The sequence below is a fragment of the Streptomyces sp. A2-16 genome, from assembly GCF_018128905.1.
In the GTDB taxonomy this organism is placed as follows: Bacteria; Actinomycetota; Actinomycetes; order Streptomycetales; family Streptomycetaceae; genus Streptomyces.
Genome location: NZ_CP063808.1, coordinates 5,775,563 through 5,800,971, shown reverse-complemented (window position 1 = coordinate 5,800,971; position 25,409 = coordinate 5,775,563). Strand labels below are relative to the sequence as shown.

General features: G+C 73.1%; 20 protein-coding genes. 11 read left to right on the top strand and 9 right to left on the bottom strand.

Features of this window, described 5'->3' with window-relative positions:
• Window positions 1-6: 6 nt before the first annotated feature.
• Both hypF and IOD14_RS25975 read right to left on the bottom strand, forming a co-directional pair.
• Complete coding sequence (hypF, locus tag IOD14_RS25980) at window positions 7-2,292, bottom strand: carbamoyltransferase HypF (protein WP_212671672.1); 2,286 nt, start codon at window positions 2,290-2,292, stop codon at window positions 7-9.
• Window positions 2,289-2,795: a hydrogenase maturation protease gene (locus IOD14_RS25975; protein ID WP_212671671.1), complete on the bottom strand. Its 507-nt coding sequence runs from the start codon at window positions 2,793-2,795 to the stop codon at window positions 2,289-2,291. Before IOD14_RS25975 ends, hypF begins: the two co-directional genes overlap by 4 nt.
• A gap of 226 nt (window positions 2,796-3,021) precedes the next feature.
• On the opposite strand from IOD14_RS25975, the gene IOD14_RS25970 reads away from it, so the two are divergent.
• Window positions 3,022-3,909: a universal stress protein gene (locus IOD14_RS25970; protein ID WP_212671670.1), complete on the top strand. Its 888-nt coding sequence runs from the start codon at window positions 3,022-3,024 to the stop codon at window positions 3,907-3,909.
• Between the two features lie 44 nt (window positions 3,910-3,953).
• A complete protein-coding gene (gene ppdK / locus IOD14_RS25965; RefSeq protein ID WP_123987224.1) occupies window positions 3,954-6,641 on the top strand; it encodes a pyruvate, phosphate dikinase in 2,688 nt (895 codons plus the stop codon).
• 70 nt (window positions 6,642-6,711) lie between these two features.
• Here ppdK and IOD14_RS25960 read toward each other — a convergent pair whose 3' ends face one another.
• On the bottom strand, window positions 6,712-7,743 hold the full coding sequence (locus IOD14_RS25960; RefSeq protein ID WP_123987223.1) for a LuxR family transcriptional regulator: 1,032 nt from the start codon (window positions 7,741-7,743) through the stop codon (window positions 6,712-6,714).
• Between the two features lie 273 nt (window positions 7,744-8,016).
• On the opposite strand from IOD14_RS25960, the gene IOD14_RS25955 reads away from it, so the two are divergent.
• From IOD14_RS25955 to IOD14_RS25935, 5 genes are all read left to right on the top strand, one after another.
• Window positions 8,017-9,054 (top strand): sugar ABC transporter substrate-binding protein, encoded by a 1,038-nt coding sequence (locus IOD14_RS25955; RefSeq protein WP_212671669.1) that lies wholly within the window; start codon window positions 8,017-8,019, stop codon window positions 9,052-9,054.
• A gap of 9 nt (window positions 9,055-9,063) precedes the next feature.
• Window positions 9,064-11,058 (top strand): sugar ABC transporter ATP-binding protein, encoded by a 1,995-nt coding sequence (locus tag IOD14_RS25950; protein WP_249126062.1) that lies wholly within the window; start codon window positions 9,064-9,066, stop codon window positions 11,056-11,058.
• Window positions 11,055-12,035, top strand: a complete 981-nt coding sequence (locus IOD14_RS25945) for an ABC transporter permease (RefSeq protein WP_212671668.1) — start codon at window positions 11,055-11,057, stop codon at window positions 12,033-12,035. Before IOD14_RS25950 ends, IOD14_RS25945 begins: the two co-directional genes overlap by 4 nt.
• Before the next feature lie 69 nt (window positions 12,036-12,104).
• Complete coding sequence (locus IOD14_RS25940; RefSeq protein WP_212671667.1) at window positions 12,105-13,802, top strand: amidohydrolase; 1,698 nt, start codon at window positions 12,105-12,107, stop codon at window positions 13,800-13,802.
• 28 nt (window positions 13,803-13,830) lie between these two features.
• Window positions 13,831-14,775 (top strand): TIGR03619 family F420-dependent LLM class oxidoreductase, encoded by a 945-nt coding sequence (locus tag IOD14_RS25935; protein ID WP_249126061.1) that lies wholly within the window; start codon window positions 13,831-13,833, stop codon window positions 14,773-14,775.
• Here IOD14_RS25935 and IOD14_RS25930 read toward each other — a convergent pair whose 3' ends face one another.
• The 6 genes from IOD14_RS25930 to IOD14_RS25905 form a co-directional block, all read right to left on the bottom strand.
• Complete coding sequence (locus IOD14_RS25930; RefSeq protein WP_212671666.1) at window positions 14,776-15,483, bottom strand: class I SAM-dependent methyltransferase; 708 nt, start codon at window positions 15,481-15,483, stop codon at window positions 14,776-14,778. It abuts the gene before it with no gap.
• A 21-nt stretch (window positions 15,484-15,504) separates the two neighbouring features.
• Window positions 15,505-16,635, bottom strand: coding sequence for a hypothetical protein (locus IOD14_RS25925; RefSeq protein ID WP_212671665.1), 1,131 nt, complete (start codon window positions 16,633-16,635; stop codon window positions 15,505-15,507).
• A 91-nt stretch (window positions 16,636-16,726) separates the two neighbouring features.
• Window positions 16,727-17,404, bottom strand: a complete 678-nt coding sequence (locus IOD14_RS25920) for a response regulator transcription factor (protein WP_212671664.1) — start codon at window positions 17,402-17,404, stop codon at window positions 16,727-16,729.
• Window positions 17,405-17,423: 19 nt separating this feature from the next.
• The gene (locus IOD14_RS25915) at window positions 17,424-18,602 is read right to left on the bottom strand and encodes a sensor histidine kinase (RefSeq protein ID WP_212671663.1); all 1,179 of its coding nucleotides are present in this window, start codon (window positions 18,600-18,602) and stop codon (window positions 17,424-17,426) included.
• Window positions 18,603-18,699: 97 nt separating this feature from the next.
• Window positions 18,700-20,892 (bottom strand): MMPL family transporter, encoded by a 2,193-nt coding sequence (locus IOD14_RS25910; RefSeq protein WP_212671662.1) that lies wholly within the window; start codon window positions 20,890-20,892, stop codon window positions 18,700-18,702.
• A 110-nt stretch (window positions 20,893-21,002) separates the two neighbouring features.
• A complete protein-coding gene (locus IOD14_RS25905) occupies window positions 21,003-22,406 on the bottom strand; it encodes an aminotransferase class I/II-fold pyridoxal phosphate-dependent enzyme (protein ID WP_212671661.1) in 1,404 nt (467 codons plus the stop codon).
• A gap of 161 nt (window positions 22,407-22,567) precedes the next feature.
• On the opposite strand from IOD14_RS25905, the gene IOD14_RS25900 reads away from it, so the two are divergent.
• The 4 genes from IOD14_RS25900 to IOD14_RS25885 all read left to right on the top strand — a co-directional run bounded on the left by IOD14_RS25900 (window position 22,568) and on the right by IOD14_RS25885 (window position 25,367).
• Complete coding sequence (locus tag IOD14_RS25900; RefSeq protein WP_174269046.1) at window positions 22,568-23,050, top strand: MarR family transcriptional regulator; 483 nt, start codon at window positions 22,568-22,570, stop codon at window positions 23,048-23,050.
• Window positions 23,051-23,123: 73 nt separating this feature from the next.
• Window positions 23,124-23,531 carry a cytidine deaminase gene (locus IOD14_RS25895; RefSeq protein ID WP_123987213.1) on the top strand — a complete coding sequence of 136 codons (408 nt, stop codon included), beginning with the start codon at window positions 23,124-23,126 and terminating at the stop codon, window positions 23,529-23,531.
• 121 nt (window positions 23,532-23,652) lie between these two features.
• A complete protein-coding gene (locus IOD14_RS25890; protein ID WP_212671660.1) occupies window positions 23,653-24,651 on the top strand; it encodes an aldo/keto reductase family protein in 999 nt (332 codons plus the stop codon).
• Between the two features lie 143 nt (window positions 24,652-24,794).
• Window positions 24,795-25,367, top strand: a complete 573-nt coding sequence (locus IOD14_RS25885) for a dihydrofolate reductase family protein (protein WP_212671659.1) — start codon at window positions 24,795-24,797, stop codon at window positions 25,365-25,367.
• Window positions 25,368-25,409: the final 42 nt, after the last annotated feature.

Genomic DNA, 25,409 nt, shown 5'->3' with positions numbered 1-25,409 from the left:
CCGCCCTCACTCCTTCCCGGTCAGCCGCGCGGCCGCGACCGCCGCCTGGCCGTAGCTGATGCCGCCGTCCCCCACGGGCACCTGGCCGCCGACCAGCACCCGCAGCCCCTGCGCCCGCAGCCGGCGCCGGACCTCGGTCAGCAGCCGCCGGTTGACGAAGCAGCCTCCGCCCAGGCACACGGTGCGCGGCGCGCCCTCGGCGACCGCGTGGGCGGCCAGGTCCGAGGTGACGATCGCCAGGGTCAGATGGAAGGCCGCGGCCAGCAGGGCGACCGGCTCCCCGCCGAGCTGTCGCGCCAGCAGGTCGGCGAGGGTCGGGGCCGGGTCGTACACCCACAGCCCGTCCACCCGCACCAGCCGGTGGGCGAGCGGCACGGCGTGCGTGTCACCGGCCGCCGCCTCGAGCAGGACGGCCGCCTCGCCCTCGTAGCCGACGCGGTCGGCGAGGCCGAGCAGGGATGCCACCGTGTCGAAGAGCCGTCCGGCGCTGGAGGCACGGGGGCAGTTGACGTTCCCGGCGACCATGGCGGTCACGGCGGTGACCTCGTGCGGGTCGAGCCGGTCGGTGAAGGGGCGGGTCAGCCACGGGTAGGGCCGGGGTGAGCCCAGCGCCTCGCCGCCGAGCAACTGGCCGAGGGCGGTGCGGGAGGGGTGGCGGACCGCCGCGTCGCCGCCGGGCAGGGGCGCGGTCGCGAACCGGCCCACCCGGCGGTAGCCCGTCAGATCGGCGACGAGGATCTCGCCGCCCCACAGGGTGCCGTCGTCCCCGAGCCCGAGCCCGTCGTAGGCGATGCCGAGGAAGGGACCGCGCACCCCGTGCTCGGCCGCGCACGCGGCCACGTGGGCGTGGTGGTGCTGCACGGCGACACGGCGCAGCGGCTGCGCCCGGGCCCACTGCGTGGACAGGTAGCCGGGGTGGAGATCGTGCGCCAGGACGCGCGGCTCGATGCCGGTGAGGTGCCGCAGATGCCGGTACGACGCCTGGAACGCCTCGTGGGACGCCAGGTCGGACAGGTCACCGGTGTGCGGACCGAGCACGGCACGGCCGTCCGCGGCCAGCGTGAAGGTGTGCTTGAGCTGGGCCCCGGCCCCGGCGACCGGCTCCCGCACGCGCAGGGGCAGCGGCGCGGGGGCGAGGCCGCGGGCGCGGCGGACGGTGATGCGGGTCCGGCCGGTGAACTGCACCACCGAGTCGTCGTAGCGCGCCCGGATGGGGCGGTCGTGGGTGAGGAACCCGTCGGCCACACCGGACAGGGCGCGGCGGGCCTCGGTGTCGTCCACGGCGATGGGCTCGTCGCTCAGATTGCCGCTGGTGACCACGAGGGGCCGGGCCAGGTCGTCGAGGAGGAGGTGGTGCAGACCCGTGGTCGGCAGGAACAGGCCGACGCGCGTGAGACCGGGGTGAACCTGCGGGGCGAGCCGGCGAGCCCCGCGCGAACGGCGGCGGGCCAGGAGCACGACGGGACGCTCCGGGGACGTCAGGGCGCGCTCCTCCGTCGCGCCGATCACGGCCAGGCGCGACGCGGTGCGCAGCCCGTCGACCATCACGGCGAACGGCTTCGCCGGACGGTGCTTGCGGCGCCTCAGCTCGGCCACGGCGCGCGGATCACCGGCGTCGCACACCAGCTGGTAGCCGCCCAGGCCCTTCAGGGCGACGATCCCGCCGGCGGCGATCGTCGCCACCGCCGCCCCCAGTGCCTCCTCGCCGCGCAGGTCCTGCCACGCGAGCCGGGGGCCGCAGGCCGGACAGGCCACGGGTTCGGCGTGGAACCGCCGGTCGTGGGGATCGGCGTACTCGGCGGCACAGTCGCGGCACAGCGCGAACGCCCGCATCGTGGTGCGGATCCGGTCGTAGGGCAGGTCGTCGATGATCGTGGCGCGGGGGCCGCAGTCGGTGCAGTTGACGAACGGATAGCGGTGTCTGCGGTCGCCCGGGTCCCGCATCTCGCTCAGGCAGGCGTCGCAGATCGCGGCGTCGGGCGGGATCTCGCGCGCGGCCGGGTCCGAGGAGGCGGGCACGCTGTGGCGCACCCGGAACCCTTCGCCGTACGACGCCCGGGTGCCCTCGGTCAGCCGGATCCGGCGCACCTGGGCCAGGGCCGGAGCATCGGACCGCAGCCGGTCGGCGAACGTCTCGATGAGGCCGGCGGGCCCGGCGACCTCGCCCTCCACGTGACCGTTGACGTTGGCCACCCAGCCGGTCAGTCCCAGCTCGGCCGCGGTGCGGTACACGAAGGGACGGAAGCCGACACCCTGGACGGTGCCGTACACCTCGAAGCGCCGCGCGTTCACGGCCGGCTCCCGGACATAGCAGGCCGCGGTCGGGCGATGTCGCTCTCGACGGCTTCGGCGAGCGGCTCCACGGCGGCGGCCACGGCGGGGGACAGGCCGGTGCCGAAGTCGCTGTCGGCGCCCTCCACGGCGTACACGACCAGTTCGCGCGGCAGGAGTCCGAGCACCCGCGCGAGCTCCACGGCCTCACCGAGACCCAGGCCGTGCGAACTGGTGGTCGTCGCTCCGGACAGGCCGGCCTCGCGCAGCTCGAGGCGGTGCACCCGGCCCGGTGTGCCCGGGTGGGCGTGGGCCGCGTCCACGACGACGGCCAGCTCCACGCCCTCCCACAGGCCGATCAGCCGTGCGGGATCCCCGTCGCAGGTGGCCAGCACGACGTCAGGCGGCCACGACCGCCGCGTGGCCCTTTCCCTCAGCCGGGCCACGACGGCCCAGCCCACCCCGTCGTCGCGCCGGAACTCGTTGCCCACGCCGACGACGGCGATCCGCCTACACGCCCTCATGCCCTCACGGTGCGCCACCGCCGACCGGCCCCACAGGGGCCGAACGACCCATGTCCCCGGGCCGAGTCTCCCCGGCCCGCCCCCCGGCCGCCGCGGGCGCTCTCGCCAAGGGGGCCGAACGGACCCGGCCCGAGCCCTGGCGGCCCATACCCGGCGAGGGACGCCGGAGCGACGCTGGCAGCGAGGAGCAGTCGAAACGCAGGTCGAAGCGCAGGAGGTGCGCGCCATGCCCCCGCCCGTCATCGCCGGAGTCGACGGATCGGCCGAGAGCCTCGCGGCGGCCGAGTGGGCCGCCCGCGAGTCCGTACGGCGCGAGCGGTCGCTGCGGCTGGTGCACGTCTGGAGCTGGCATCCCCGCCAGGACGGTGAGCCCGCCACCGCGGCCCAGCGTCTGATGGCGCGCCGGGCCCTGCGACAGGCCGAGGAACGCATCGGCCGCGGCTGCCCGGAGGCGCGTCTCGAGGAGGAGCAGGTCGAAGGGCCCGCCACCGCGGCCCTGTTGCGGGCCGCCGAACAGGCGGACGTGCTGGTGCTGGGTTCGCGAGGGCTGAGCGCCTTCACGGGACTCCTGGTGGGCTCGGTCGCCCTCGGCGTCGTCGCACGGGCCGTCCGGCCCGTCGTCCTCGTCAGGGCGGCGGGGGAGGCCGCGGGCGCGTACGTGCCCGCCGGGCCCGAGCGGAGCGGTCGGCGGGACGTGGTGCTGGGGCTCGACCTGGCGGACCCGTGCGACGAGGTGATCGACTTCGCCTTCGAGGCCGCACGGGATCGCGGGAGCCGGCTGCGGGCGGTCCACGCCTGGCAGCCGCCCGCGCCGTTCGCACTCGGTCCGGGGGAGATCGGTCTGATCGAGGAGCCGTGGCGCGCCGCCGAGTGGCGGGATTTCATGGCCGCCGTCCTGCGGCCCTGGCGCGACAAGTACCCCGGCGTCGAAGTCGTCGAGACCCTCACCGAGGGCCGGCCCGCCTCTCCTCTGATCCGCGCGGCCTCCGGAGCGAGCCTGCTCGTCGTGGGCCGCCGGATCACCCAGGGCCCGGCGCTCGCCCGTACCGGCCCCGTCGCACACGCAGTCATCCACCACGCCGGCTGCCCCGTGGCCGTCGTACCCCATGAGTGAGATCCCGTGAGTGAGATCCCATGAGCGAGAGGTCTGGAGCCGTGATGAGCACGCCGACCAAGTACGTGTACACGTTCGCCGAGGGCAGCCGGGAGATGGCCGGTCTGCTGGGCGGCAAGGGCGCCGGCCTCGCCGAGATGACCCGGCTGGGGCTGCCCGTGCCGCCCGGATTCACGGTCACGACCGAGGCCTGCAAGGTCTATCTGGCCACCGGCGAGGAGCCCCCCGAGCTGGGTGTCGAGGCAGCCCGTGCCCTGGCAGGACTGGAACAGGCCATGGGCCGCACCCTCGGCGCCGCCGCTGATCCGCTGCTGGTGTCCGTCCGCTCGGGCGCCCGTTTCTCGATGCCCGGCATGATGGACACGATCCTCGACATCGGCCTGAACGACGAGACCGTCGCCGGGTTCGCCAAGGTGACGGGCGACGAACGCTCCGCCTGGGACTCCTACCGGCGCCTTGTGCAGATGTTCGGCCACACGGTGATGGGCGTGGACGGCGACCTCTTCGAGGAAGCCATCGCCGCACACCGGACGGCGCTGGCAGCGGCCACCGACCACGACCTCCCCGCCACCGAACTCGTCGTGCTGGTGGAGGAGTTCAAGGAGCTGATCCGCAGGGAGACCGGAGAGGACTTCCCCCAGGACCCGGCCGATCAGCTCGCCCGCGCCGTCCGTGCCGTCTTCGACTCCTGGAACGGTGAGCGCGCCCGCGTCTACCGTCACCGCGAGCACATTCCCGAGGACCTCGGTACGGCCGTCAACGTGCAGGCCATGGTCTTCGGCAACCTCGGCCCGGACTCCGGCACCGGAGTCGCCTTCACCCGTGACCCCGCCACCGGCGAACGCGGACTGTACGGCGACTACCTGCCGGACGCCCAGGGCGAGGACGTCGTCGCGGGCGTGCGTGACGCGCTGCCGATCAGCGAGATGAAGAGGCTCGACCCCCGCTCCTACATCGAACTGGGCGACCACCTGCGGACGTTGGAGGGCCACTACCGGGACCTGTGCGACGTCGAGTTCACCGTCGAACGCGGGCGGCTGTGGATCCTGCAGACCCGTGTCGGCAAGCGCACCGCCGAGGCGGCCTTCCGCATCGCCCACGACCTTCAGGAGGAGGGCGCCGTCACGGCCGACGAGGCCCTCGTCCGGGTGAGCGGCGCCGAACTCACCCGGCTGATGTTCCCCCGCTTCGTCGCCGACGCCACCGACGCGCCCCTCGCCCACGGGATCTCCGCCTCGCCGGGTGCCGCCGTCGGCGCCGTCGTCTTCGACTCCGCCGAGGCCGTACGGCGGGCCGCCGCCGGTGAACAGGTGGTCCTGGTCCGCCGTGAGACGACCCCCGACGACCTGCCCGGCATGATCGCCGCCCAGGCGGTGCTGACCAGCCGGGGCGGCAAGACCAGCCACGCGGCCGTCGTCGCGCGCGGCATGGGCAAGGTGTGCGTGTGCGGGGCGGAGGACCTCGCCGTCGACCCCGTCGCCCGCCGGTTCACCACCCCCTCCGGCACCGTGGTCCACGAGGGCGACACGGTCTCCGTCGACGGCACCGCGGGCACCGTCCATCTCGGGGCGCTGCCGCTGACCGCCTCCGACGTCGGCCGCGCACTGGAGTCCGGCACGGGCGAGGGAGCCCTCACCGAGGCCGTCCTCGGCGCACTGGCGCACGCCGACGCGGTACGCCGTCTTGAGGTGCGCGCCAACGCCGACACACCCGAAGACGCCGTACGGGCAAGGGCGTTGGGCGCCCAGGGCATCGGACTGTGCCGCACCGAGCACATGTTCCTCGGCGAGCGCAGGGCCCTGATCGAGGCGATGATCCTGGCCCGCGACGACACCGCGCGCGAGGAGGCTCTGGACGCTCTCCTGCCGCTCCAGCGCGCGGACTTCACCGCCATCCTGGAGGCGATGGACGGCCTGCCCGTGACGATCCGGCTCATCGACCCGCCGCTGCACGAGTTCCTGCCCGACCGCACCGAACTCGCCGTCCGCCTGGCCCAGGCCGTTCACCCGGACCTCCACGACCGCGAACTCCTGGACGCCGTCGAGCGGATGCACGAGCAGAACCCCATGCTGGGCCTGCGCGGAGTGCGCCTGGGCCTCGCCGTGCCCGGGCTGATGGCCATGCAGGTGCGGGCGATCGCCGAGGCGGTCGTACGGCGTCTGCGGGACGGCGGCCGGCCGCGCGCCGAGATCATGATCCCGCTGGTCGGGACGGTCGAGGAACTCCGCCTGGCCCGCGCCGAGACCGAACGCGTGCTCGCCGAGGTCGCCGCCGAGACCGGCACACCACTGGACTGCCCGATCGGCACGATGATCGAACTGCCGCGCGCCGCGCTCACCGCGGCCCGTATCGCCGAGGCCGCCGACTTCTTCTCCTTCGGCACGAACGACCTGACGCAGACGACCTGGGGGCTGTCCCGCGACGACGCCGAGGCCTCCTTCTTCCCGCTCTATCTGGAGAAGGGCGTCTTCGAGGTCTCGCCCTTCGAGTCGATCGACCAGGAGGGAGTGGGCAGGCTGGTGGAGTTCGCGGTCACGGCGGCCCACGAGGTCGACCCGGGGCTGGAGACCGGCGTGTGCGGCGAGCACGGCGGCGACCCGCAATCCATCCACTTCTTCCACCGGGCCGGTCTGAACTACGTGTCCTGCTCGCCCTTCCGCATCCCGTCAGCCCGGCTCGAAGCCGGCCGTGCGGCTCTCACCGACACCACGGACACCAGCGAGACGAGGTGAACGAGGCACAGGGCAAGGCGCGTTGCCGCGGATCCGCGCTCACGCGGGTGTCGCCGCGGCGCGCGCCTTCTCATCTCTCGCCCTCGACGAAGAAGGCGAGGTGGTCCGGTGCCGGACGCAGCAGGCCGTCGCGGACCGCGAGAGCCGTGGCCTCGGCGCGGGAGGCGGCACCGGTCTTGCGCAGCAGGTGCTCGATGTGGCTGTGCACGGTCCGCGGGGAGAGGAACAGGGCCTGCGCTATGGCCTGGTTGGTCTGGCCGGTCGCCGCCCGGGTGAGCACCTCCAGCTCCCGGGGACTGAGCCCGTACGGCAGCTCGGTGCGCGTCTCGTGCACCAGCACCGCGTCCGCCGTGAAGGCCGCGGCACGGCGGTGCCGGTGCAGGGTGACCCGGTACCAGACGCCCTCGACCGGCCACAGCAGCCGCAGCCGATGGCCGCCCGTGTCGGCGAAGGCCCGCAGCAGGCCCTGGAACTCCGGGTCCGCCGGCACCCGGGCACGGTCGCGGCCGGGCAGGCCGATCGTCGCGCCGGCGGTCACGAGGCAGGCCGCACCCCGCTCCGGCACGCCGTGCGCGTCACCGGCGCGGGTCAGGGGGTCGGCCAGCGCGCCGAGGGCCGGGATGACGGAGGCGAGCAGTCGGCGCGCCTCGAGGTCGTAGGCGCCGGCGCTCTCCGTGTTGAGGTGGACCAGGCCGACGAGCCGGTCGCGGTGGCGCAGTGCTCCGGTGATCCCGTCGCGGAAACCCGCCGGCCGGACCCGCTCGGCGTAGAACCAGCCCTGGCGGAACCGGGGCCCGAGCTCCTCCGGGTCCTCGGCGTCCTCGGAGATGGACGGCGGCAGCTCCCGCCCCACGACATTGCGGTACCACGGGGTCGTGACGAACTCCGCGGCCAGGGCGTCGGAGACCTCCGCGGTGTAGCCGATGCCCGCGATCTGCACATGGGCCCCGCTCGGTGGGTCGATCGCGAGCAGGGTCGCCGCGTCGAGCGGCAGAGCGCGGGCGAGCTCCCGCAGCGCCTGGTCGCAGGCGGACGCGGTGTCGCGTTCGCGGGTGAGCATGCCGATACGGGTGGCCGCCGCGATCTGGTGGTGGCTGAGCATGCGAGCCTCCGGGGGAGCGCTCAGGGACGGGAATTTCGTTTGGGGCCCAACGATATGTAGGGCCCCACGATAGGGACGCGGCCCACGCCGGGCAAGACGGTGACCGTCCCGGGACGCCAGGATCCGTGCGCCCCTCGGAGACGGTGCCCGGCAGCTCCCGGCGCCGGCGTTCGGTATTTGTACGGATGGTGGAGCGACGAGGCCCGGCGCTTTCCTGTTCGGCACAGCCGGACGCCCGCCGCTCAGCGGGCCCGCCCCTCGGAGAGCCCCGCCATGACCTCACGCCGGTCCGTCACCGTCCCCTCGGCCTCGCGCAGACAGTTCCTCGCCTACTCCGGCGCCGCCGTCGCGGCCACCGCGCTCACCGCGGCCGGCTGCTCGGCACCGGCCGCCTCGACCTCGGCCGCCCCCTCGGGTCGAGCCTCGACGGGCGCCCGCCCGACGAGGATCGGACTGGACTACCCGTTCACCCAGCTCCCGCTCTACAGCACCCTCGTCAAGCTCTCCACCGCCGCCGGGAAGAAGCACGGCGTCTCCCTGCTGACCACCAACGACGCGGCGAACGCCGACACCCAGGCCACCAACCTCAACACCTGGGTGGCCCGCAAGGTGCCCGCGATCGTGTCCTTCCCCATGGTGTTCGAAGCCACCGAGGCGATCGCCGAGGCCGCCCTCGACGCCGGTCTGATCTGGGTGACCTACGGCGGCACGCTGGAGCACCAGAGCGCCGACATCCGGTTCAGCTTCCGCGAGGGCGGCACCCTGCTCGGCACGGCGGCCGCCAAGTGGGCCGAGGACGCGCTCGGCGGAAAGGGCAAGGTCGCCTTCCTCACCGACAGCACCATCGAACTGGGCCGCGAACGCACCAAGGGCATGATCGACGCGTTCACCGAGCTCGCACCCGGAGTCGACGTGGTCGCCCGGGAGCAGGCCATCGACCCCGACACCGGACTCGCCAAGACCAACGCGATCCTCGCCAAGCACCCCGACCTGAACCTCGTCCTCGGCGTCACGGACGCCGCGGCGTACGGCGGGTTCAAGGCGCTCCAGCAGACGGGCCGGAAGAAGGACGACGCGAAGACCTTCGTCGGCGGGCAGGACGGCGCCGTGCCCTCCCTCCTCGCCATCAAGCAGGGCACCTTCTACCGGGCCTCGGCCGCCCTCGCACCGGACGACATCGCGAACGCCGTCGTCGAGGTGCCCCTCGCGGTCGCCGCGGGCAAGGCGGACCCCGGCGCACAGGTCCCGGTCTCCCTCGTCGGCCCCGGTGACACCGCGGCCATCGACGCCCTGCTCGCCCAGAACTCCTAGGAGGCCGCCATGACCCCGGTGAACCTGCGCATCCGCGGACTGAGCAAGTCCTTCGGCGGGGTGCGGGCCCTGGACGGCGTGGACCTGACCGTGCCGATGGGTCAGGTCCACGCCCTGCTCGGCCACAACGGCGCCGGCAAGTCCACCCTCATCAAATGCCTCGGCGGTGCCTTCGCGCCGGACGCGGGCACGATCGAGGTCGGCGGGAACGCGTACACCCGGCTCCGCCCGCGCGAGTCGATCGACGCCGGCGTGGCGATCATCTTCCAGACGCTGAGCGTGGTCGACGCGCTCACCGTGACGGAGAACATCTTCCTCGGCCAGGAGTGGACGCGGTTCGGCCGGATCGACCGACGCGCGCAGGAGACGGTCGCCGCCGGGCTGCTCGAACGGGTCGCCGCCTCCTGCTCCCCGCGCGACCGGGTCGGCGAACTCCCCATGGGTCAGCGGCAGTTGGTGGAGATCGCCAAGGCGCTCAGTCGCAGCGCCGCCGTCCTCGTCCTGGACGAGCCGACTGCCGCGCTGTCCGCAGCCGAGAGCGACGCGCTGGCCGAACGCGTCGAGGACCTGCGCACCCAGGGGCTCGCCATCGTCTACGTCACCCACCTGCTGTCGGAGGTCGAACGGCTCGCGGACGCGGTGACCGTGCTGCGGGACGGACGGGTGACCCATCGCTCGGTGGGAGCGGGACAGACCCGGCGCGAGCTCGTCGAGGCCATCGCCGGCCGGCCCGCCCAGCGGCCCCGGCAGCGGTCCCAGGCCTCCGTACGTCCCCCCGGCCCGCCCCGGCTCACCGTCGACCGTCTGCACGGCCCCGGCTTCGGGCCGGTGAGCCTCACCGTCGCGGCAGGAGAACGTGTCGCGCTGTTCGGGCTCATCGGCTCCGGACGCACCCGGATCCTGGAGAGTCTCTACGGCGGACGCCGGGCCGTCGGCGGGACCGTCCGCGTCGGCGAACACGCTGTGACCCCCACCCGGCCCGCCGACGCGCTCGCCGCCGGGATCGCCCTCGTGCCGGCCGACCGGCGCCGCCAGGGGCTGTTCCCGGGGCTCGGCGCCCAGGACAACGCACTGCTGCCGTCCGTACGGCCCCTCGCGCGCGCCGGGGTGCGCGCACTGGGTGCCGAGCGCCGGGTGTTCGGGGCGCTCACCGAGGCGGTGGGACTGCGACCCGCCCGGCCCCGGTTGCCGGCGGCCGCGTTCTCCGGCGGCAACCAGCAGAAACTCGTCCTCGGCCGGTGGATCAACGAAGCCCGGAACGTGGACGTCCTGCTGCTCGACGAACCCACCCAGGGCGTCGACGTGGGCGCCCGTCAGGAGATCTACGACGTGGTGTCCTCACTCGGCGCCGACCGGGGCACGGCCGTGCTGTTCGCCTCGAGCGACCCCGAGGAGGTCGTCACCCTCGCGGACCGCTGCCTGATCGTCGCCGCGGGCCGGATCGTGGGGGAGCTGACCGGCGCCGAACTTACCGAAGAGGCCCTGCTGTCCGCGGTCCACGACACCGGGACGGCCCGCCGCGCCGAGACCGACCCCCGCACCGCACCCCCCTCCGGCACCGGTCACGCCGACACCGACGAGGCCGCTCCGGCTCCGGGCAGCCGTACACAGGTCACTGCCGCTCCAGCCCGATCCCCAGCCACCGGCGACGAAACCACCCCCACCCCGGACCCCCGTCCCGCCCTGCCGTCGGTCGACCGCACGGCCACCATCCCGCCCCCGGGCCACCACTGCCCCGGCACCGACGCTCCTTCGGCCCCGGACACCCGTCCTGCCCCCGCCCTGCCGTCGGTCGACCGCACGGCCACCATCCCGCCCCCGGGCCACCACCGACCCGCCACCGACGCTCCTTCGGCCCCGGACCCCCGTCCCGCCCCCGCCCCGCCGCCGGTCGACCGCACGGCCACCATCCCGCCCCCTGGCCACCACCGCCCCGGCACCGACGCCCCCTCCGCCCCGGACACCCGTCCCCGCACCGCCGCCCCCGCCGAAGGAGCAGCATGACCACCGTCGACTCCGTTCTCACCCGCCCCCGGCTGCTGGCCTCGGGCGGAGTGGCCGGGCTGCGGCGGCAGCCGCTGATCGTCGTGCTCACCGCGATGGTCCTGGTCTTCCAGCTGTCCACCGGCACCTTCCTCGACCCGGCGAACCTGCGGGGCATCGCCACCGACGCCGCCACCCTGGCCATCGTGGCGGTGCCGTCGGCGCTGCTGGTCATCAGCGGCTACCTCGACCTGTCGGTCGGCTCCACGCTCGCCCTCGGCGGCCTGATCGGGGGATGGCTCGCCGGGCAGGGACAGTCGCCGGTCGTCGCCGTCGCGGGCGCGCTGGCCGCCGGAGCGGTGGTGGGCGCGGTGAACGGCCTGCTGTGCTGCTACCTCGGCCTGTCCGCGTTCATCGTCACCCTGGGCATGCTGACCGCCGTACGGGGCCTGGCCCAACAGCTCTTCCCGCTGCCGCTGAGCGGATTCGGGACCGGCTTCGCCTGGCTGGGCGGGGCACGGATCGCAGGCGTCGCCGCACCGGTGGTCGTCGCCGCGCTGGTCCTGGTCGCCGGCGCCCTGTTCCTCGCGCTCACTCCGGCCGGCCGGCACGTCTTCGCCATCGGCGTCAACCGGGAGGCCGCCCACCTCTCCGGTGTCGACGTCCGCCGTACTCCCTTCGCCCTGTTCGTGGTCACCGGCGTCGCGGCGGCCCTCGCCGGGGCGATCAAGGCGTCGGTGCTGGACAGCGTGGTCTCCGGAACCTCGGGCAGCGGCTTCGAACTGGCCGTGCTCACCGCCGTACTGGTGGGCGGGGTCGCGCTCACCGGCGGTTCCGGCTCGATTCTCGGTGTGCTGCTCGGCGTGCTGTTCCTGGGCTGCCTCCAGAACGGCCTCACACTGCTGGACGTGCCCACCTTCTGGCAGCAGATGGCCCAGGGCACCGCCCTCGTCGCGGGCGCGGCACTGGCGTACTTCGCGCCACGCGCCGCCCGTTGACCGTCCCGGCTCCCCTTCCCCCCGTTCCCCCCTCCCCCCTTTCCCTCCCCGATTCCGAAAGAGGTCCCCATGCGCGGATCCGCGCCCACGCTCGTTCTGACCGGCGGTCAGGTCCTCACCGTCGACCGCGACTTCACGGTCACCGAGGGCGTCGCCGTACGCGGACGGGACATCGTCGCCACGGGCAGCGACAGCGAGATGCGCGCCCTGGCCGGCCCCGGCACGCGGGTCGTCGAACTCGCCGGCCGCACCGTGCTCCCCGGCCTCAACGACTCCCATCTGCACGGCGCCGCCTACGGCATGACCAAGCCGCCCTTCGCCATCGACGTCGGCCACCCCACCGTGAGCTCGATCGCCGACATCGCCGCGGCGGTACGCACGGCGGCATCCGCGGCCCGCCCGGGGGAGTGGATCATCGGGCTGGGCTGGGACCCCGGCTACCTCACCGAATGCCTCGCCGACCCGCGCCGCTTCCCGCACCGCCGCGACCTGGACGCCGTCGCCCCGCACCACCCGGTGTGCCTCACCGACTTCTCCTCCCACATGGTGTGGGCCAACAGCGAGGCCCTGCGCCGGTGCGGCATCGACGCGGGCAGCACACCTCCACCGGGCGGAGTCATCGACCGCGACGCCCACGCGGAGCCCACCGGTATCCTGCGCGAGGCCGCCCAGCAACTCCTCCAGGCCTCCCTCCCCACCCCGACGATCGCCCAGCGCCGCCTGGCCGTCCAGGGCGTGGTGCGCGAACTGCACGCACGCGGCATCACCAGCTACACCGAGCCCGGCCTCGGCCCCGGCGGCGCCGGCACCCTGTTCGGCGGCCTGGCCACCGACAACTGGACGGCGTACGCCGAACTCGTCGCGGCAGGCGAACTCGACGCCCGCGTCAGCGTGTTGCTGCTGCCCGCCCCCATGGGCGGCTCCGCCGACGACCTGCGCAAGGGCCTGGAGGAACTGCGCCGCCCCACCTCGGCCGACGCCCGCCGGCTGAACGCCATCGGCGTCAAGATCTTCGCCGACGGGGTGCCGCCGAACCGTACGGCCTGGATGAACGAGCCCTACCCGGAGGGCGGCCACGGCGCCCTGTGCGTGCACGGCGACACCCCCGCACTCCAGGTGGAGGAACTGCGCGACATGATCGGCGTCGCGCACCGGGCCGGCTTCCAGCTCGGCGTGCACGTCACCGGCGACCGCGCCATCGACACCGTGGTGGACGCCTTCGTCGCCGCGCACACCGCCGCGCCCCGCCCCGACGCCCGGCACTACGTCATCCACGGTGACTTCATCGGCGCCGACAGCCTGGCGAAGCTGGCCGCGCACGGCTACGGCGTCAACATGAACCCGGCCATCAAGTGGACGATCTCCGATCTGATGGACGAGGTCGTGGGCCCGGAGCGCTCCGCCTACCAGTGGCCGGTACGGACCGCGATCGAGGCCGGGGTCCGCGTGTGCGCGAGCTCGGACGCGCCCATCACGGAACCCGACTGGAGGCAGGGCGTCGCCGCGATGATGCTGCGCGAGTCCCGGGCCAGCGGCCGCACGAGCGGTCCCGAACAGCGGGTGACCCTCGCCGAGGCCCTGCGCGCCTACACCGCCACTCCCGCGTGGCAGGACTTCGCCGACGACTGGAAGGGCACCGTCGAGCCCGGCAAGGTCGCCGACCTGTGCGTCCTGGACCGCCCGCTCCTGGACCTGGACCCGCACGGCATCACCGACGTACAGGTCGACCTCACCGTCTTCGACGGCACGGTCGTCCACGAACGCTGAGCCCGAACTCGTACAGAAGGAGCCGGAGTTGGCACCCCACCCCCGCATGCTGCTCGTCCTCGGCGAGAACTGGACCCTGACCGGCGGCCGTGCCGACCTGCCGGCCGCCGTGCGCTGGGCCCGCGAGGCGGAGGACGCCGGGTTCGACGCGGTCATGGTCAGCGAACACGTCGTCCTCGGTCCCGACGCGGCAGCCGCCGGAATCATGGGCAACCCCCGCGACTACGCGCTCCCCGGCAACCAGGACCCCTTCACCCCCTGGCCCGCCTCCCTGCTCCTGCTCGCGGCCATCGCCTCGGTCACCTCCCGGCTGCGCCTCGCCGCCGCGGCCGTCCTCGCACCGCTGCGGCACCCGCTGCTGCTCGCCCGCGAGCTCGGCACGCTCGACCTGCTCAGCGAGGGGCGGCTGGTCGTCCAGCCCACCGTCAGCTGGAGCAGGGACGAGTACGACGCGCTGGGCGTGCCCTTCGGCCGACGCGGACGGCTCCTCGACGAGCATCTGCGGGTCTGGGCCGCGGCATGGGGGCCCTCGCCGATCTCCCACGACGGCGAGCACTACCCCTTCCGGGACGTGTACTTCGAGCCCAAGGCGTACCGCCCCGAGGGCCCGAGACTGTGGTTCGGCGGACAACGCCTGCATGGTCCCGTCCTGCGCCGACTGGTCGAGCACGGCCACGGCTTCCACCCCCTGGGCCGCCCCACCCCGGAGGACCTGCACACGCTGAAGGAGGCGATGACCGCAGCCGGCCGGGACGCCGCCGAGCTGGAGATGATCGGCGGCACCGCTCCCGTCTTCCCCGACGACCACTCCCCGGCCGACCTCGGCGCGGCCCTCGCCTCGATACCGGAACAGCTGGAACAGGGCTTCACCACGTTCTGCGTCAAACCGAACCAGTTCATCGACGACCCGGACGGCGTCGGAGCGTTCTGCCGCGAAGTGATGCGACGCGTGGACGCGGCCACGGGCCGCTGATCACTGGCCCTTCCGCATGCGGACAGCGACGAAGAACGGTGTCCGATGCGTCTTGAGATAGCGGCTCTCGTCGACGCGGCGCGCCGCCTCCGTGGCCCGTGGCTCCACGAACCGCTCCAATGCGAACCCGGCCTCGAGGAGTTCACCCAGGAAGGTCTGCATCGTCATGCGGCGGTAGGAGTGCGTGGCACCGCTGTCCCCGAACCGCGTCTCGACGCGGTCCTCGTCGAAGTAGGAGCCGCCGTGCCAGACCCAGTCGGCGGTCGGGTGGACGGTGGACAGGAGCAGGGCCCCGCCGGGACGCAGGACGCGGTGCGCCTCGGCCAGCAGTTGCCGACGGCCCTCCAGGTGATGGTGGACCAGGGCCGCCACCACCAGGTCGAAGCAGTCGTCCGGGAGGAAGTCGAGCGGTTCCTCCAGGTCGTGCCGGTGCAGGGTGACCGCGTCGTCCTCGCCGACACGGTCGCGGGCATGGCGCAGCAGCGTCGCGCTGCCCTCGACGCCGACCACCTCGGCCGCGCCTCGTGTCCGCAGCTCCGCGATGTAGTGCCCGGCGCCGCAGCCGACGTCCAGGACGCGCAGCCCGGTGACGTCACCGGCCAGGGCGAACAGGGCGGGCCGGTCGGTGTGGGCGTTGTAGGGGCCGTCGGTCGCGTTGTCGGCGAAGTAGTCGCCGAGGGGTCCCTCGTACGCGGTGTCGATGTGCATCCGGGCATGCTGCCAACGGACTCAGACCGGCACAACCGGCGACGGGAGAGGGTCACGGTCCCCGGCCAGGTGCAGGGTCGCGAGGGCCGCGAGCCCTGCCGTGACGCCGACGGTGAGGGCGGCGGGGACGCCCGTGCCGAGCGGCGAGAGCATGTGGACGGGACCCCACACGGCGGCGGTGTCGTCGACCGCCATGCGCAGGACCTGGCTCGCGAGCAGTCCCAGCACGGTCGCGCAGACCGCGCCCGCGGCCATCGCCGGGGCGGTGGTCCGGGTGAGCAGACCGGGCAGCAGCCGCAGCGACCACCACACCACCGCCAGCAGCAGCACGTCGGCGACCCGGTACAGCAGCCAGTGGCCGAGGGACATGGTCGACGGGCCGGCCCACGCGCCCAGCAGCAGCCACTGGCGCAGCAGGTCCCCGGGCTCGGACAGCAGACCCGAGCCGCTGAACGAGGTCTGGATCCAGGCCGCCACCGACTGGTACGACAGAACCACCAGCGACAGCGCTTCCACCGCCGTACCGACGCTCGCGGCGAGACGGGCGGCGCGCGGCGGCACATCGCGGCGGGGCAGTCGGTCCGCGCCCTTGGCGGCGACACGGGCCACCGCCACCGTGAGCAGCGCCGTGAACAGGCCCGCGAACACCGCGACCGGCCCGCTCGACGCGATCACCCCGGCCAGCTGCGGCAGCACCCGGTAACTGCCGCGCCCCCGGGACGCGATCAGCCAGGGCGCGGACACCGTCACGGCCAGGGTCGCCGCGACCGGCCCCCAGGCCCACAGCGCGAGCACCGCGGCCGGCGTGCGGCCCTGTGCCGGCGGGATCCTGCGCAGCAGGAGCAGCGCGCCCGCCAGGAAGAACGCGAACAGGGCCACGAACCTGATCTGCATCGCGGTGCCGTACAGATCGGCGTACCGGGTGCCCTGGCCCGGGTCCGTGCCCGAGGTTCCGTCGGAGGACAGGGCCGCCGAGGAGTCGTACGACCAGGGAGTGAGCCACCGCCGCAGTTCGTTCACGGAGTCGACGTCGAACACGCTGGTGCTCCCGCGCAGTTGCAGCGCCTGCGCACTGGCCCCCGCCCACCACAGCAGCAGCGTGATCAGCAGAGCGCCGACCAGGGCCGGTATCACCGCGCGCCGATATGCCATGTCTGTTCCCCCGCCTCGACCCGGTGTCCGTCAGTGTTTCGAACAGAGGAAGGGTAGGGCGTGATGATCGCGTGGCGCAGCGCGGGTGCGTTCAGCCCTGCCGCTCTCCGGCGCGGACCAGCCCCGTCTCGTAGGCGATGACGACGAGTTGGGCGCGGTCGCGGGCGCCGAGCTTGGCCATGGCACGGTTGGCGTGGGTCTTGACGGTGACCGGAGTGACGAAGAGGCGTTCGGCGATCTCGTCGTTGGACAGGCCGTTGGCCACCAGGGACATCACCTCCCGTTCCCGGGGCGTGAGCGCGGCCAGCCGGCCGGGGTCGGCGAGGTCGCCCGCGGCGGGCTGGGCCATGACACGGCCGATGAGACTCTTGGTGGCCGCGGGCGACAGCAACGCCTCGTCGGCCTTCACGAGTCGGATGGCGTCGAGGAGCTGCGCCGGTTCCACCCCTTTGCCGAGGAAGCCGCTCGCGCCCGCCCGGAGCGCCTCGATGACGAACTCGTCCACCTCGAAGGTGGTCAGGACGAGGACCTTCACTCCGGCCAGGTCCTCGTCCCGGTCGATGAGCCGGGTGGCCTCGATGCCGTCGACCTCGGGCATGCGGATGTCCATGACCACCACGTCGGCCCGCTCGGAGCGGGCCAGCCGAACCGCCTCGCGCCCGTCGGCGGCCTCGCCGACCACCTCCATGTCCGGCTGGGCGTCGATGAGCAGGCGGAAGGTGCCGCGCAGCAAGGCCTGGTCGTCGGCGAGCAGTACACGAATCGTCATGGGAGGCGTTTCCTCGGAGTCAGGCGGTCGCGGGGGTGAGCGACAGCGGCAGTTCGGCGACGACCTCGAAGCCGCCGCCGGGTTGCCTGCCGCAGCTGAGGGTGCCGCCGATGGCGGTGGCGCGCTCGCGCATGCCGATCAGCCCGTGGCCGGTGCCCGGGCCCTTGGCGGCGTCGGACCGGCCGTCGTCGGTGACGGTGACGCGCAGGGTCGCGGCCCCGTAGTCGAGGGTCACGTCGGCGTGCGCCGCCCGGGCGTGCTTGTGCGTGTTGGTGAGGGACTCCTGGATGATGCGGTACGCCGTCAGATCGGTCGCCGGAGCCACAGGGCGGGCCAGGCCGGTGCGGGCCACCGTCACGGACAGACCGCCCGCCCGGATGCCGCCGATCAGGGCGTCGAGGTCGGCGAGCCCGGGAAGGGGCGCCCGGGAGTCGGGCGCGTCGTCAGGCTGGCGCAACAGGCCCACGGTGGCCCGCAGTTCGTCCAGCGCGGCACGGCTGGTCTCCTTGATGTGGGCCAAGGCCTCGTAGGCGCGGTCGGGGTCGGTGCGCAGGAGATGATGGGCCACCCCCGCCTGGGCGTTGACGAGGGTGATGTGGTGGGCCACCACGTCGTGCAGCTCGCGCGCGATGCGGACCCGCTCCTCGGTGACGCGCCGCCGTGCCTCCGTCTCCCTGGTGCGCTCGGCGCGTTCCGCGCGCTCCTCGACGCGTGCGAGGTGCTGCCGACGACTGCGCACGGCGTCGCCCAGGGCGGTGGCGGCGATCGCGAAGTCGAGCCGCAGCAGACTGGTCCCCACAAGAAGCGGCTCCTCGTGGGTGGCCGCGTAGACACCGCTGATCGCGACAGCGGCGAGGACGCCGACGGTCCAGGCGGTACGCCGGCTGCTGAGGGTCGCGAGCGTGTACAGGGCGACGAGACTGGCCGCCGGGGTCGACACGCGGTCGGGCACCACCGCCATGGCGGTGAGATCGACGGCCAGGGTGGCACCGACCACGGCCAGCGGCCGGCGGCTGCGGAACACGAGGGGGACGCAGGAGAGCGCCGTCCAGGCCACCCCCGCCGCTCGGGGCGCATGCCAGCCGGACTGTCCCGCGGCCGCCGCGCCGACGGCGACGATCATCAGCACCAGCGCGGGGAACGCGTCCCTGATCCGGTCATGACGGGCCGCCCACCGCCTGATCGCTGTCACCTGCATTTCCTCACTGTAAGGAGCGCGGGCCGTCGGCGGCCGGGCCCACCCCGGCCGTTCACCGGCCCGCGCCTGTCTTCTCCGTACGACGCGACGGCCGCTCTCAGTCGGTCAGTCCGGCAGGCTGCGGCTCACGGACCGGGTGCCGCGGCGGTACCGGCTCCTCCGAGGGGCCCTCGACGGACACGTGGGGCAGTGCCTTGTCCAGGCGGCGCGGCAGCCACCAGTTCGCGTGCCCGCACAGGTGCATGAGGGCCGGGACGACCACCATCCGGATCAGCAGCGAGTCGAGGGCGACGGCCACGGCGAGGCTCACGCCGAACTCGGAGATCACCCGCATACCGCCGAACACGAAGGAGCCGAAGACACAGAACATGATGGCGGCCGCGACGGCGATCACCTTGCCGGTCTCGGCCTGGCCGACCCGCACGGCCCGGTGGCTGTCGCCGGTGCGGGCCCACTCCTCGCGCATCCGGCTGACGAGGAAGACCTGGTAGTCCATGGACAGGCCGAACATGATGCCGACGACCAGGATCGGGACGAACGACTCGATCGGTCCGGCGGCGCCGAGTCCGAGGAGCGAGGCGCCGAAGCCGTACTGGAAGACCATCACGATCGCGCCGAAGGCCACCCCGATGCTGAGGAGGTTCAGCACGGCCCCGACGGCGGGGATGAGCAGACTGCGGAAGGCGACGGTCAGCAGCAGGAAACCGAGCGCCGCGATCACCAGCACGAACAGCGGGAGCTTGGACATCAGGACCGACGCGAAGTCGTCGTTGCTCGCGGTGGTCCCGCCGACGTAGACCTTCAGCGAGGTGCCCTGCTCGGCCTGCGGGATCACGTCCTCGCGCAGGTGGCCGATGAGTTCGGAGGTGGCCGCCGACTGCGGGGAGGTGGTCGGGACGACGGAGATCACGCCGACCGTCTGTCCCTCCTTCATCGGGGCGGCGCCGGCACGGGCGACGCCGTCGACCTTCCCGAGCGCGGTGACGAGCTTCGCCTGGGCGGCCCTGTCGGCCGCCGTGGGGGCCTGCACGGCGAGGACCAGGGGCCCGTTGAAGCCGGGCCCGAAACCGTCCGCGATCATGTCGTACGCCTGGCGGTTCGTCGACGACGTGGGCAGGTTGCCGTCGTCGGACGCGCCCAGGCGCAGCGTCAGGGTCGGCAGGGCGAGCGCCGCCAGCATGGCCAGGGCGAGCAGTCCGAGGGCCTTGGGCCGGTCCTGCACCCGTCGTGCCCACCGGGCCCACACACCGTCTTCGCTCCGCGGGCCGCCTCCGGGTGCGGCCAGTGCCCGGCGCTCGGCGCGGCCGAGGACCCGGGGTCCGATCATGCCGAGCAGCGCGGGCAGGAGGGTGATCGCGGCCAGCACGGTCAGAGCGACGGTGACGGCGGCGCCGATGGCCATGCCGTTGATGATGCCGATGTTCAGGGTGAGCATCCCGAGCAGCGCGACGACGACGGTCAAGCCGGCGAACACCACCGCCCGGCCCGAGGTGTTGAGGGCCTTGGCCGTCGACTCGGCGACCCCCATGCCCGCCATGAGGTTGGCGCGGTGCCGGTTGACGATGAACAGGGCGTAGTCGATGCCCACGCCGAGACCGATCAGCGAACCGAGCGTCAGTGTCGTGTCCGACAGCGTGATGACGTGGCTGAGCAGCATCACCGCGACCGCGGAGGTGCCGACGCCGACGACAGCCGTCACGATCGGCAGCACCGCCACCCACACCGCGCGGAAGACGAACAGCAGGACCACGAAGGCGAGGACGATGCCCATGGCGTCGGCGACCGCGTTGGGTTCGGGGTCGGCGGTGAACGCCTGGCCGTTGAGCGCGATGTGCAGACCGTTCGACTCCGCAGCGGTCGCGAGTCGCTCGACGTGATCGATCTGCGCGTCGGTCACGTCCTGGTCGAAGGCGACCGTGGCGTAGGCCGTCGTGCCGTCCTCGCTCACCTGGGCCGCGCCGGTCGTCGTGTACGGGCCGGTCACGGTGGCGACCCCGGGAGCGGCGGAGACGCGCTCGAGCACACCGCTCATCGTCCGCTCGGCGGCCGGCTCGGTGACCTTGCCGCCGTCGGCCTGCCAGACGACCCTTCCGCTCTTGCCCGCCGCACTGTCGGAGGCCCGCTGCAGCAGGGCCGTCGCCCTCGCCGAGTCGGTGTCCTGCGAGGTCGAACCGTTGCCGAAGGCACTGCCGGCCGCACCGACCCCGGCCCCCAGGGCGAGCAGCAGGCCCACCCAGACCAGGACGACGGCGAGCCGGTGCCTGTGACACCAGTGGGCGAGAGGGGACATCGACGAGCCTTTCGAGCGGTGCGCCACGCGAGCGGGCCGGTGATCCCGGCCCACCCTCACGCTCGCAGTCCCGCGCTCTCTCGTCGTTGGCCGAGCGCAGACACTTGGCCCTACTGCGATCGCAGCAGACGCGCGGGGGAGGAGCCGCGGGACTGGGTGCGGGCGAGCTGCTCGACCCGGGAGTGGACGTGCTCCACGTGGTGCTCGGACTCCGGCTTCATCAGGACGCTGCGCAGGATCCGCGCGCCGTCGGCATCCGCGGTGAGCTTCGGGTGGCGTGCCGTGAACGCCTCGCGGTCGGCCCTGAGGGTGCTCAGGAACACCGGATCGGCGCTGTCCATGCCGTCCGCCAGGACACGGGCCGAGGCCGTGTCGACGCCGCTCAGCGTGGCCGGTTCGACCCGCGGGAAGTAGCTGACGATGTCCAACTCGGGCCGCTGGTACAGCTCCAGCACCTCGGACGCGGTGATCAGGTCCGACCAGCGCAGTGCGGCGCGGCGACCGGCGGCCAGCACGCGGCCGAGGCCGGCCGTGGTGGGCGGGAGGAGCTGGAAGGTGAGCCACAGGGCGGCGGCCGCGGCACCGGCCCGTGAGCACTCCAGGCTGATCTCGCCGAGGTGCAGCTCGCTGGAGGTGAAGTAGGTGTACGGCGAGTCGTGCAGGTAGAAGCGGCCGACCTCCGGGTCCCGGAAGAGGACGGCGCCGCAGCCGTAGGGCTGCAGTCCGTGCTTGTGCGGGTCGATGACGACGGAGTCGCACCGGGCGACGGCCCGCCAGGGTTCCGCGGGAATCCCCTCGGGGCCGTCGGCGCCGGCGAGCAGGGTGAAGAACCCGCCGTAGGCGGCGTCGACATGGAGGCGGACGCCGTAGCGTTCCCGCAGGTCCAAGGCCTGGTGCACGGGGTCGACGGCGCCCAGGCCGGTGGTGCCGGTGGTGAGGACCACCGTGCCCACCTCGCCGCCGCGCAGGATGTCCTCCAGGGCGTCGAGGCGCATCCGGCCGCGTTCGTCGGTGGGCACGGGGTGGCCCCTCATGCCCAGGACGTGGCACATCCGGCCGTGCGTGTAGTGGGCGTCGGCGCTGTGGGCGACCCCCTGGCCGGGGTGCAGCTCGCGGGCGACGAACAGGGCCTCCAGGTTGGCGATCGTGCCGCTGGTGGTCAGATGGCCGAGGTGGGTGTCGTAGCCGAACATCGCAGCGAGCTGAGCGACGACCTCGCGTTCCATCCGAGCGGTCGCGGGACCGCCGTCCAGGGCGTGGTTGTTGGGGTTGATCAGCATGGCGGTGAGGTAACCGACCACGGCCGCCGGGTGCGGCGGCTTGAGCATCTGCCCCGCGTAGCGCGGGTGGAAGAAGGGGTAGTTGTCGCCCAGCCGTCCCGTGAACTCGTGGAAGGCGGCCGCGAAGCGCTCGTCGTCGACGGCGAGCGAGGCGTGCGGCTGGTAGGGGCCGAAGCCGTCGGCCCACTCCTGTATCGCCTCGGTGGCTCGGCCCAGCCAGTGCTGCAGGTCCATGGGACTTCCCTTCTACGACGCTCCGCCGGGGAGGCCGAGCATAAAACTTCGTTGACTAGTCAGCAATTGATTGCTCAGTAATTGAGATGTCGGTAGGTGATGCCGCAGTAAACTGCCACGGCAGTGCGGACGCGGACCGGCGGCACGAGAGGGTGCGGACAGTGGATGGCACGACCCGGCGCAGAGACGAGGCCGCCCGCGCGGCGAACAGCCCCCATGTGCACGACTTCGGACTGCTGATCAAGGCCGCCACCCGCCTGGAGCAGCGGATCGACGCCGCTCTGCGGCGCGAGTGCGGGATCGGCCACACCATGTTCGAGGTCCTCATCCGGCTCTGCCGGCAGCCGGGCGAAGCGGTCTCGCAGCGCGAGCTCGCCGACGACCTCACGCTGACCAGCAGCGGCATCACCCGGCTGATCGACCGTATGGAAGAGGCCGGCCTGGTGTGCCGCGTGCCGTCACCCGGGGACCGCAGGAGTGTCCTCGTGGAGCCCACCGATCACGGCCGCAGCGTGTTCCTCCGGGCCGTCGCCGTCCACTCGGAGGTCGTCGAGCGGTACTTCGTCGCGCCGCTGGACCGCGCCGACTACACGCGGCTCACCGGTGCGCTGGGCGAGATCCACAAAGCGCTGCGGGAAGGGTGAGCGCGCCGTGCCCAGCGGGCGCGCAGGACGGTTCCCGGAGCATTTGACCGACGACGGAAGCAGGAAGTCGACCATGCGGACCCACCCCGTCGACCACGAACTCGTGCAGGCCGCGGCGCACGTCGCCCGCACGCGCTGCCGAGGCGACAACCACACCATGGCAGCCGCGGCCCGGGCCAGGGACGGCCGGATCATCACCGCCGTGAACGCCTACCACTTCACGGGAGGCCCCTGCGCCGAACTGGTCCTCATCGGCACGGCGGCCGCCCAGGGCGCCTACGAACTGGACACGATCGTCGCCGTGGGGGACCGCGACCGGGGGGTCGTTCCGCCGTGCGGCCGCTGTCGCCAGGTCCTGCTCGACTACTTCCCCGACATCGAGGTCATCGTCGGCACGGACGACCGCACCCGCAGCGTGCGCATCACCGACCTGCTGCCCGCGAGCTACGTCTGGGCGGATCACCAGCTCGACACCGAGTGATACAGGCCGCCGCATCGATGAGAGTGTGGCAGGGGCGTCCATCCCGTGGACAGCCGTGTGGAAGCGGCTTCGCCCCTCCGCCCCGGAGCCGGCGGCCGGCCCGACACAAGGAGCGACAACCATGCGGTACCGCGCACTCGGCAGTTCGGACCTGCACGTCTCGGAGATCTCGCTGGGATCCTGGCTCACCTACTCCGGAGGCGTCGAGGCGGACGCGACCCGCGCCTGCACCGAGGCGGCCTTCGACGCGGGCATCAACTTCTTCGACACCGCCAACGCCTACGGACGGGGCGCCGCCGAGACCGCCTGGGGCGAGATCCTGTCCTCCCACCCCCGCGACTCCTACGTCCTGGCCACCAAGGTCTACTTCCCGATGTCGGACGATCCGGCCGACCGGGGACTGTCCCCCGCGCACATCGCCCAGCAGATCGACGCGTCCCTCACCCGCCTCAGGACGGACCACGTCGACCTCTACCAGGCCCACCGGTTCGACGCCGACGTGCCGATCGAGGACACCGTCGAGGCGTTCCGGAGGGTCGTGGAGCAGGGCAAGGCCCGCTACATCGGCTTCAGCGAGTGGACCCCCGAGCAGATCCAGGCCGCGATCGACCTCGCCGGCCCCGACCTGTTCGTCTCCTCCCAGCCGCAGTACTCCATGCTCTGGCAGGCCCCCGAGGCCGAGGTGTTCGGTCTGTGCGCCGCGAACGGCATCTCCCAGATCGTCTGGTCGCCGCTCGCCCAGGGCGTCCTCACCGGCAAGTACAAGCCCGGGCAACCCGTCCCCGAAGGAAGCCGGTTCGCCTCCGCGGACATGGCGGTGTCCCAGGACCTCGTCTACAGCGACGCCATCCTCGAAGCGGTCCAGCGTCTCGCCCCGATCGCCGAGGAGGCGGGGATGAGCATGCCCGCCCTCGCGCTCGCCTGGGTCCTGCGCCGCCGCGAGGTCGCCTCCGCGATCACCGGCGCCTCCCGCCCCGAGCAGGTTCACGCCAACGCGGCCGCGTCGGGGGTGGAGCTCTCCGACGACCTGCTGGCCGCCGTCGACCAGGCCCTCGGCGACGTCCCCGTCACCGAACCCACCCTCGCCCCCGGAGCCCAGGCGGGCGTCAAGCACCGCTGAACCCGTACGACCCGCCGCCCCCGACGGACGGTCGCCGCAGGCTCACGTGAGCTGTTGCCGCTGCGATGTCCGATGAGTAATGCCGCCGCGCCGGGTCTACAGCACAGTTGAACCGGTCCGGATGGAAACCACAGGAGGTCGAAGTGTCCGTATCAGTGCTCGACATGTCGATGTCGCTCGACGGGTACATCTCCGATCCGAACGATTTCCTGGGCGGCGACGATGGCGAACGACTGCACAAGTGGGCCGACCCGGAGGACGAGTCCGGCCCGCTGTCCGGGCCGGTCGCGCAGTTCCAGGACGAATGGAACGCAGCCGGTGCGGTGCTCGCGGGACGACGCACTGCCGAGCTCATGGATCACTGGGGCGGTGATCACGGTGGTCTCCCGATCTTCGTGCCCAGTCACCGCCCGCCCGGCCCCGCCGCCCGTTGGGGCTATCCGTTGGTGACGTACGTGACCGACGGGATCGAAAGCGCGATGGCACAGGCCAAGGCCGCCGCCGGGGACAAGGACGTGCAGGTGCGCGGCGCGTACACGGCGCAACGGGCGCTTGAGGCCGGGGTGCTGGATGAGGTGCAGATCCATCAGATCCCGGTGCTGCTCGGTGCCGGCCGTCGCCTGTTCGACGTCCTGCCGTCGCTGATCGAGCTGGAGATCGTCCGGGTGATCGACACGCCGGAGGCCACGCACATCCGCTACCGCGTCCGTCGCTGAGCCGGCCGACCAGCACCTTCTTGGTTGTGGTGGTGGGGCGAG

Excerpts from the sequence above, each read along its gene's own strand:
- IOD14_RS25930 (WP_212671666.1), bottom strand. The coding sequence starts at position 15,483 with ATGCACATCGACACCGCGTACGAGGGACCCCTCGGCGACTACTTCGCC.
- ppdK (WP_123987224.1), top strand. The coding sequence starts at position 3,954 with ATGAGCACGCCGACCAAGTACGTGTACACGTTCGCCGAGGGCAGCCGG.
- IOD14_RS25950 (WP_249126062.1), top strand. The coding sequence starts at position 9,064 with ATGACCCCGGTGAACCTGCGCATCCGCGGACTGAGCAAGTCCTTCGGC.
- IOD14_RS25915 (WP_212671663.1), bottom strand. The coding sequence starts at position 18,602 with ATGCAGGTGACAGCGATCAGGCGGTGGGCGGCCCGTCATGACCGGATC.
- IOD14_RS25910 (WP_212671662.1), bottom strand. The coding sequence starts at position 20,892 with ATGTCCCCTCTCGCCCACTGGTGTCACAGGCACCGGCTCGCCGTCGTC.
- IOD14_RS25970 (WP_212671670.1), top strand. The coding sequence starts at position 3,022 with ATGCCCCCGCCCGTCATCGCCGGAGTCGACGGATCGGCCGAGAGCCTC.
- IOD14_RS25895 (WP_123987213.1), top strand. The coding sequence starts at position 23,124 with ATGCGGACCCACCCCGTCGACCACGAACTCGTGCAGGCCGCGGCGCAC.
- IOD14_RS25905 (WP_212671661.1), bottom strand. The coding sequence starts at position 22,406 with ATGGACCTGCAGCACTGGCTGGGCCGAGCCACCGAGGCGATACAGGAG.
- IOD14_RS25920 (WP_212671664.1), bottom strand. The coding sequence starts at position 17,404 with ATGACGATTCGTGTACTGCTCGCCGACGACCAGGCCTTGCTGCGCGGC.
- IOD14_RS25890 (WP_212671660.1), top strand. The coding sequence starts at position 23,653 with ATGCGGTACCGCGCACTCGGCAGTTCGGACCTGCACGTCTCGGAGATC.
- IOD14_RS25945 (WP_212671668.1), top strand. The coding sequence starts at position 11,055 with ATGACCACCGTCGACTCCGTTCTCACCCGCCCCCGGCTGCTGGCCTCG.
- IOD14_RS25975 (WP_212671671.1), bottom strand. The coding sequence starts at position 2,795 with ATGAGGGCGTGTAGGCGGATCGCCGTCGTCGGCGTGGGCAACGAGTTC.
- IOD14_RS25925 (WP_212671665.1), bottom strand. The coding sequence starts at position 16,635 with ATGGCATATCGGCGCGCGGTGATACCGGCCCTGGTCGGCGCTCTGCTG.
- IOD14_RS25955 (WP_212671669.1), top strand. The coding sequence starts at position 8,017 with ATGACCTCACGCCGGTCCGTCACCGTCCCCTCGGCCTCGCGCAGACAG.
- IOD14_RS25940 (WP_212671667.1), top strand. The coding sequence starts at position 12,105 with ATGCGCGGATCCGCGCCCACGCTCGTTCTGACCGGCGGTCAGGTCCTC.
- IOD14_RS25960 (WP_123987223.1), bottom strand. The coding sequence starts at position 7,743 with ATGCTCAGCCACCACCAGATCGCGGCGGCCACCCGTATCGGCATGCTC.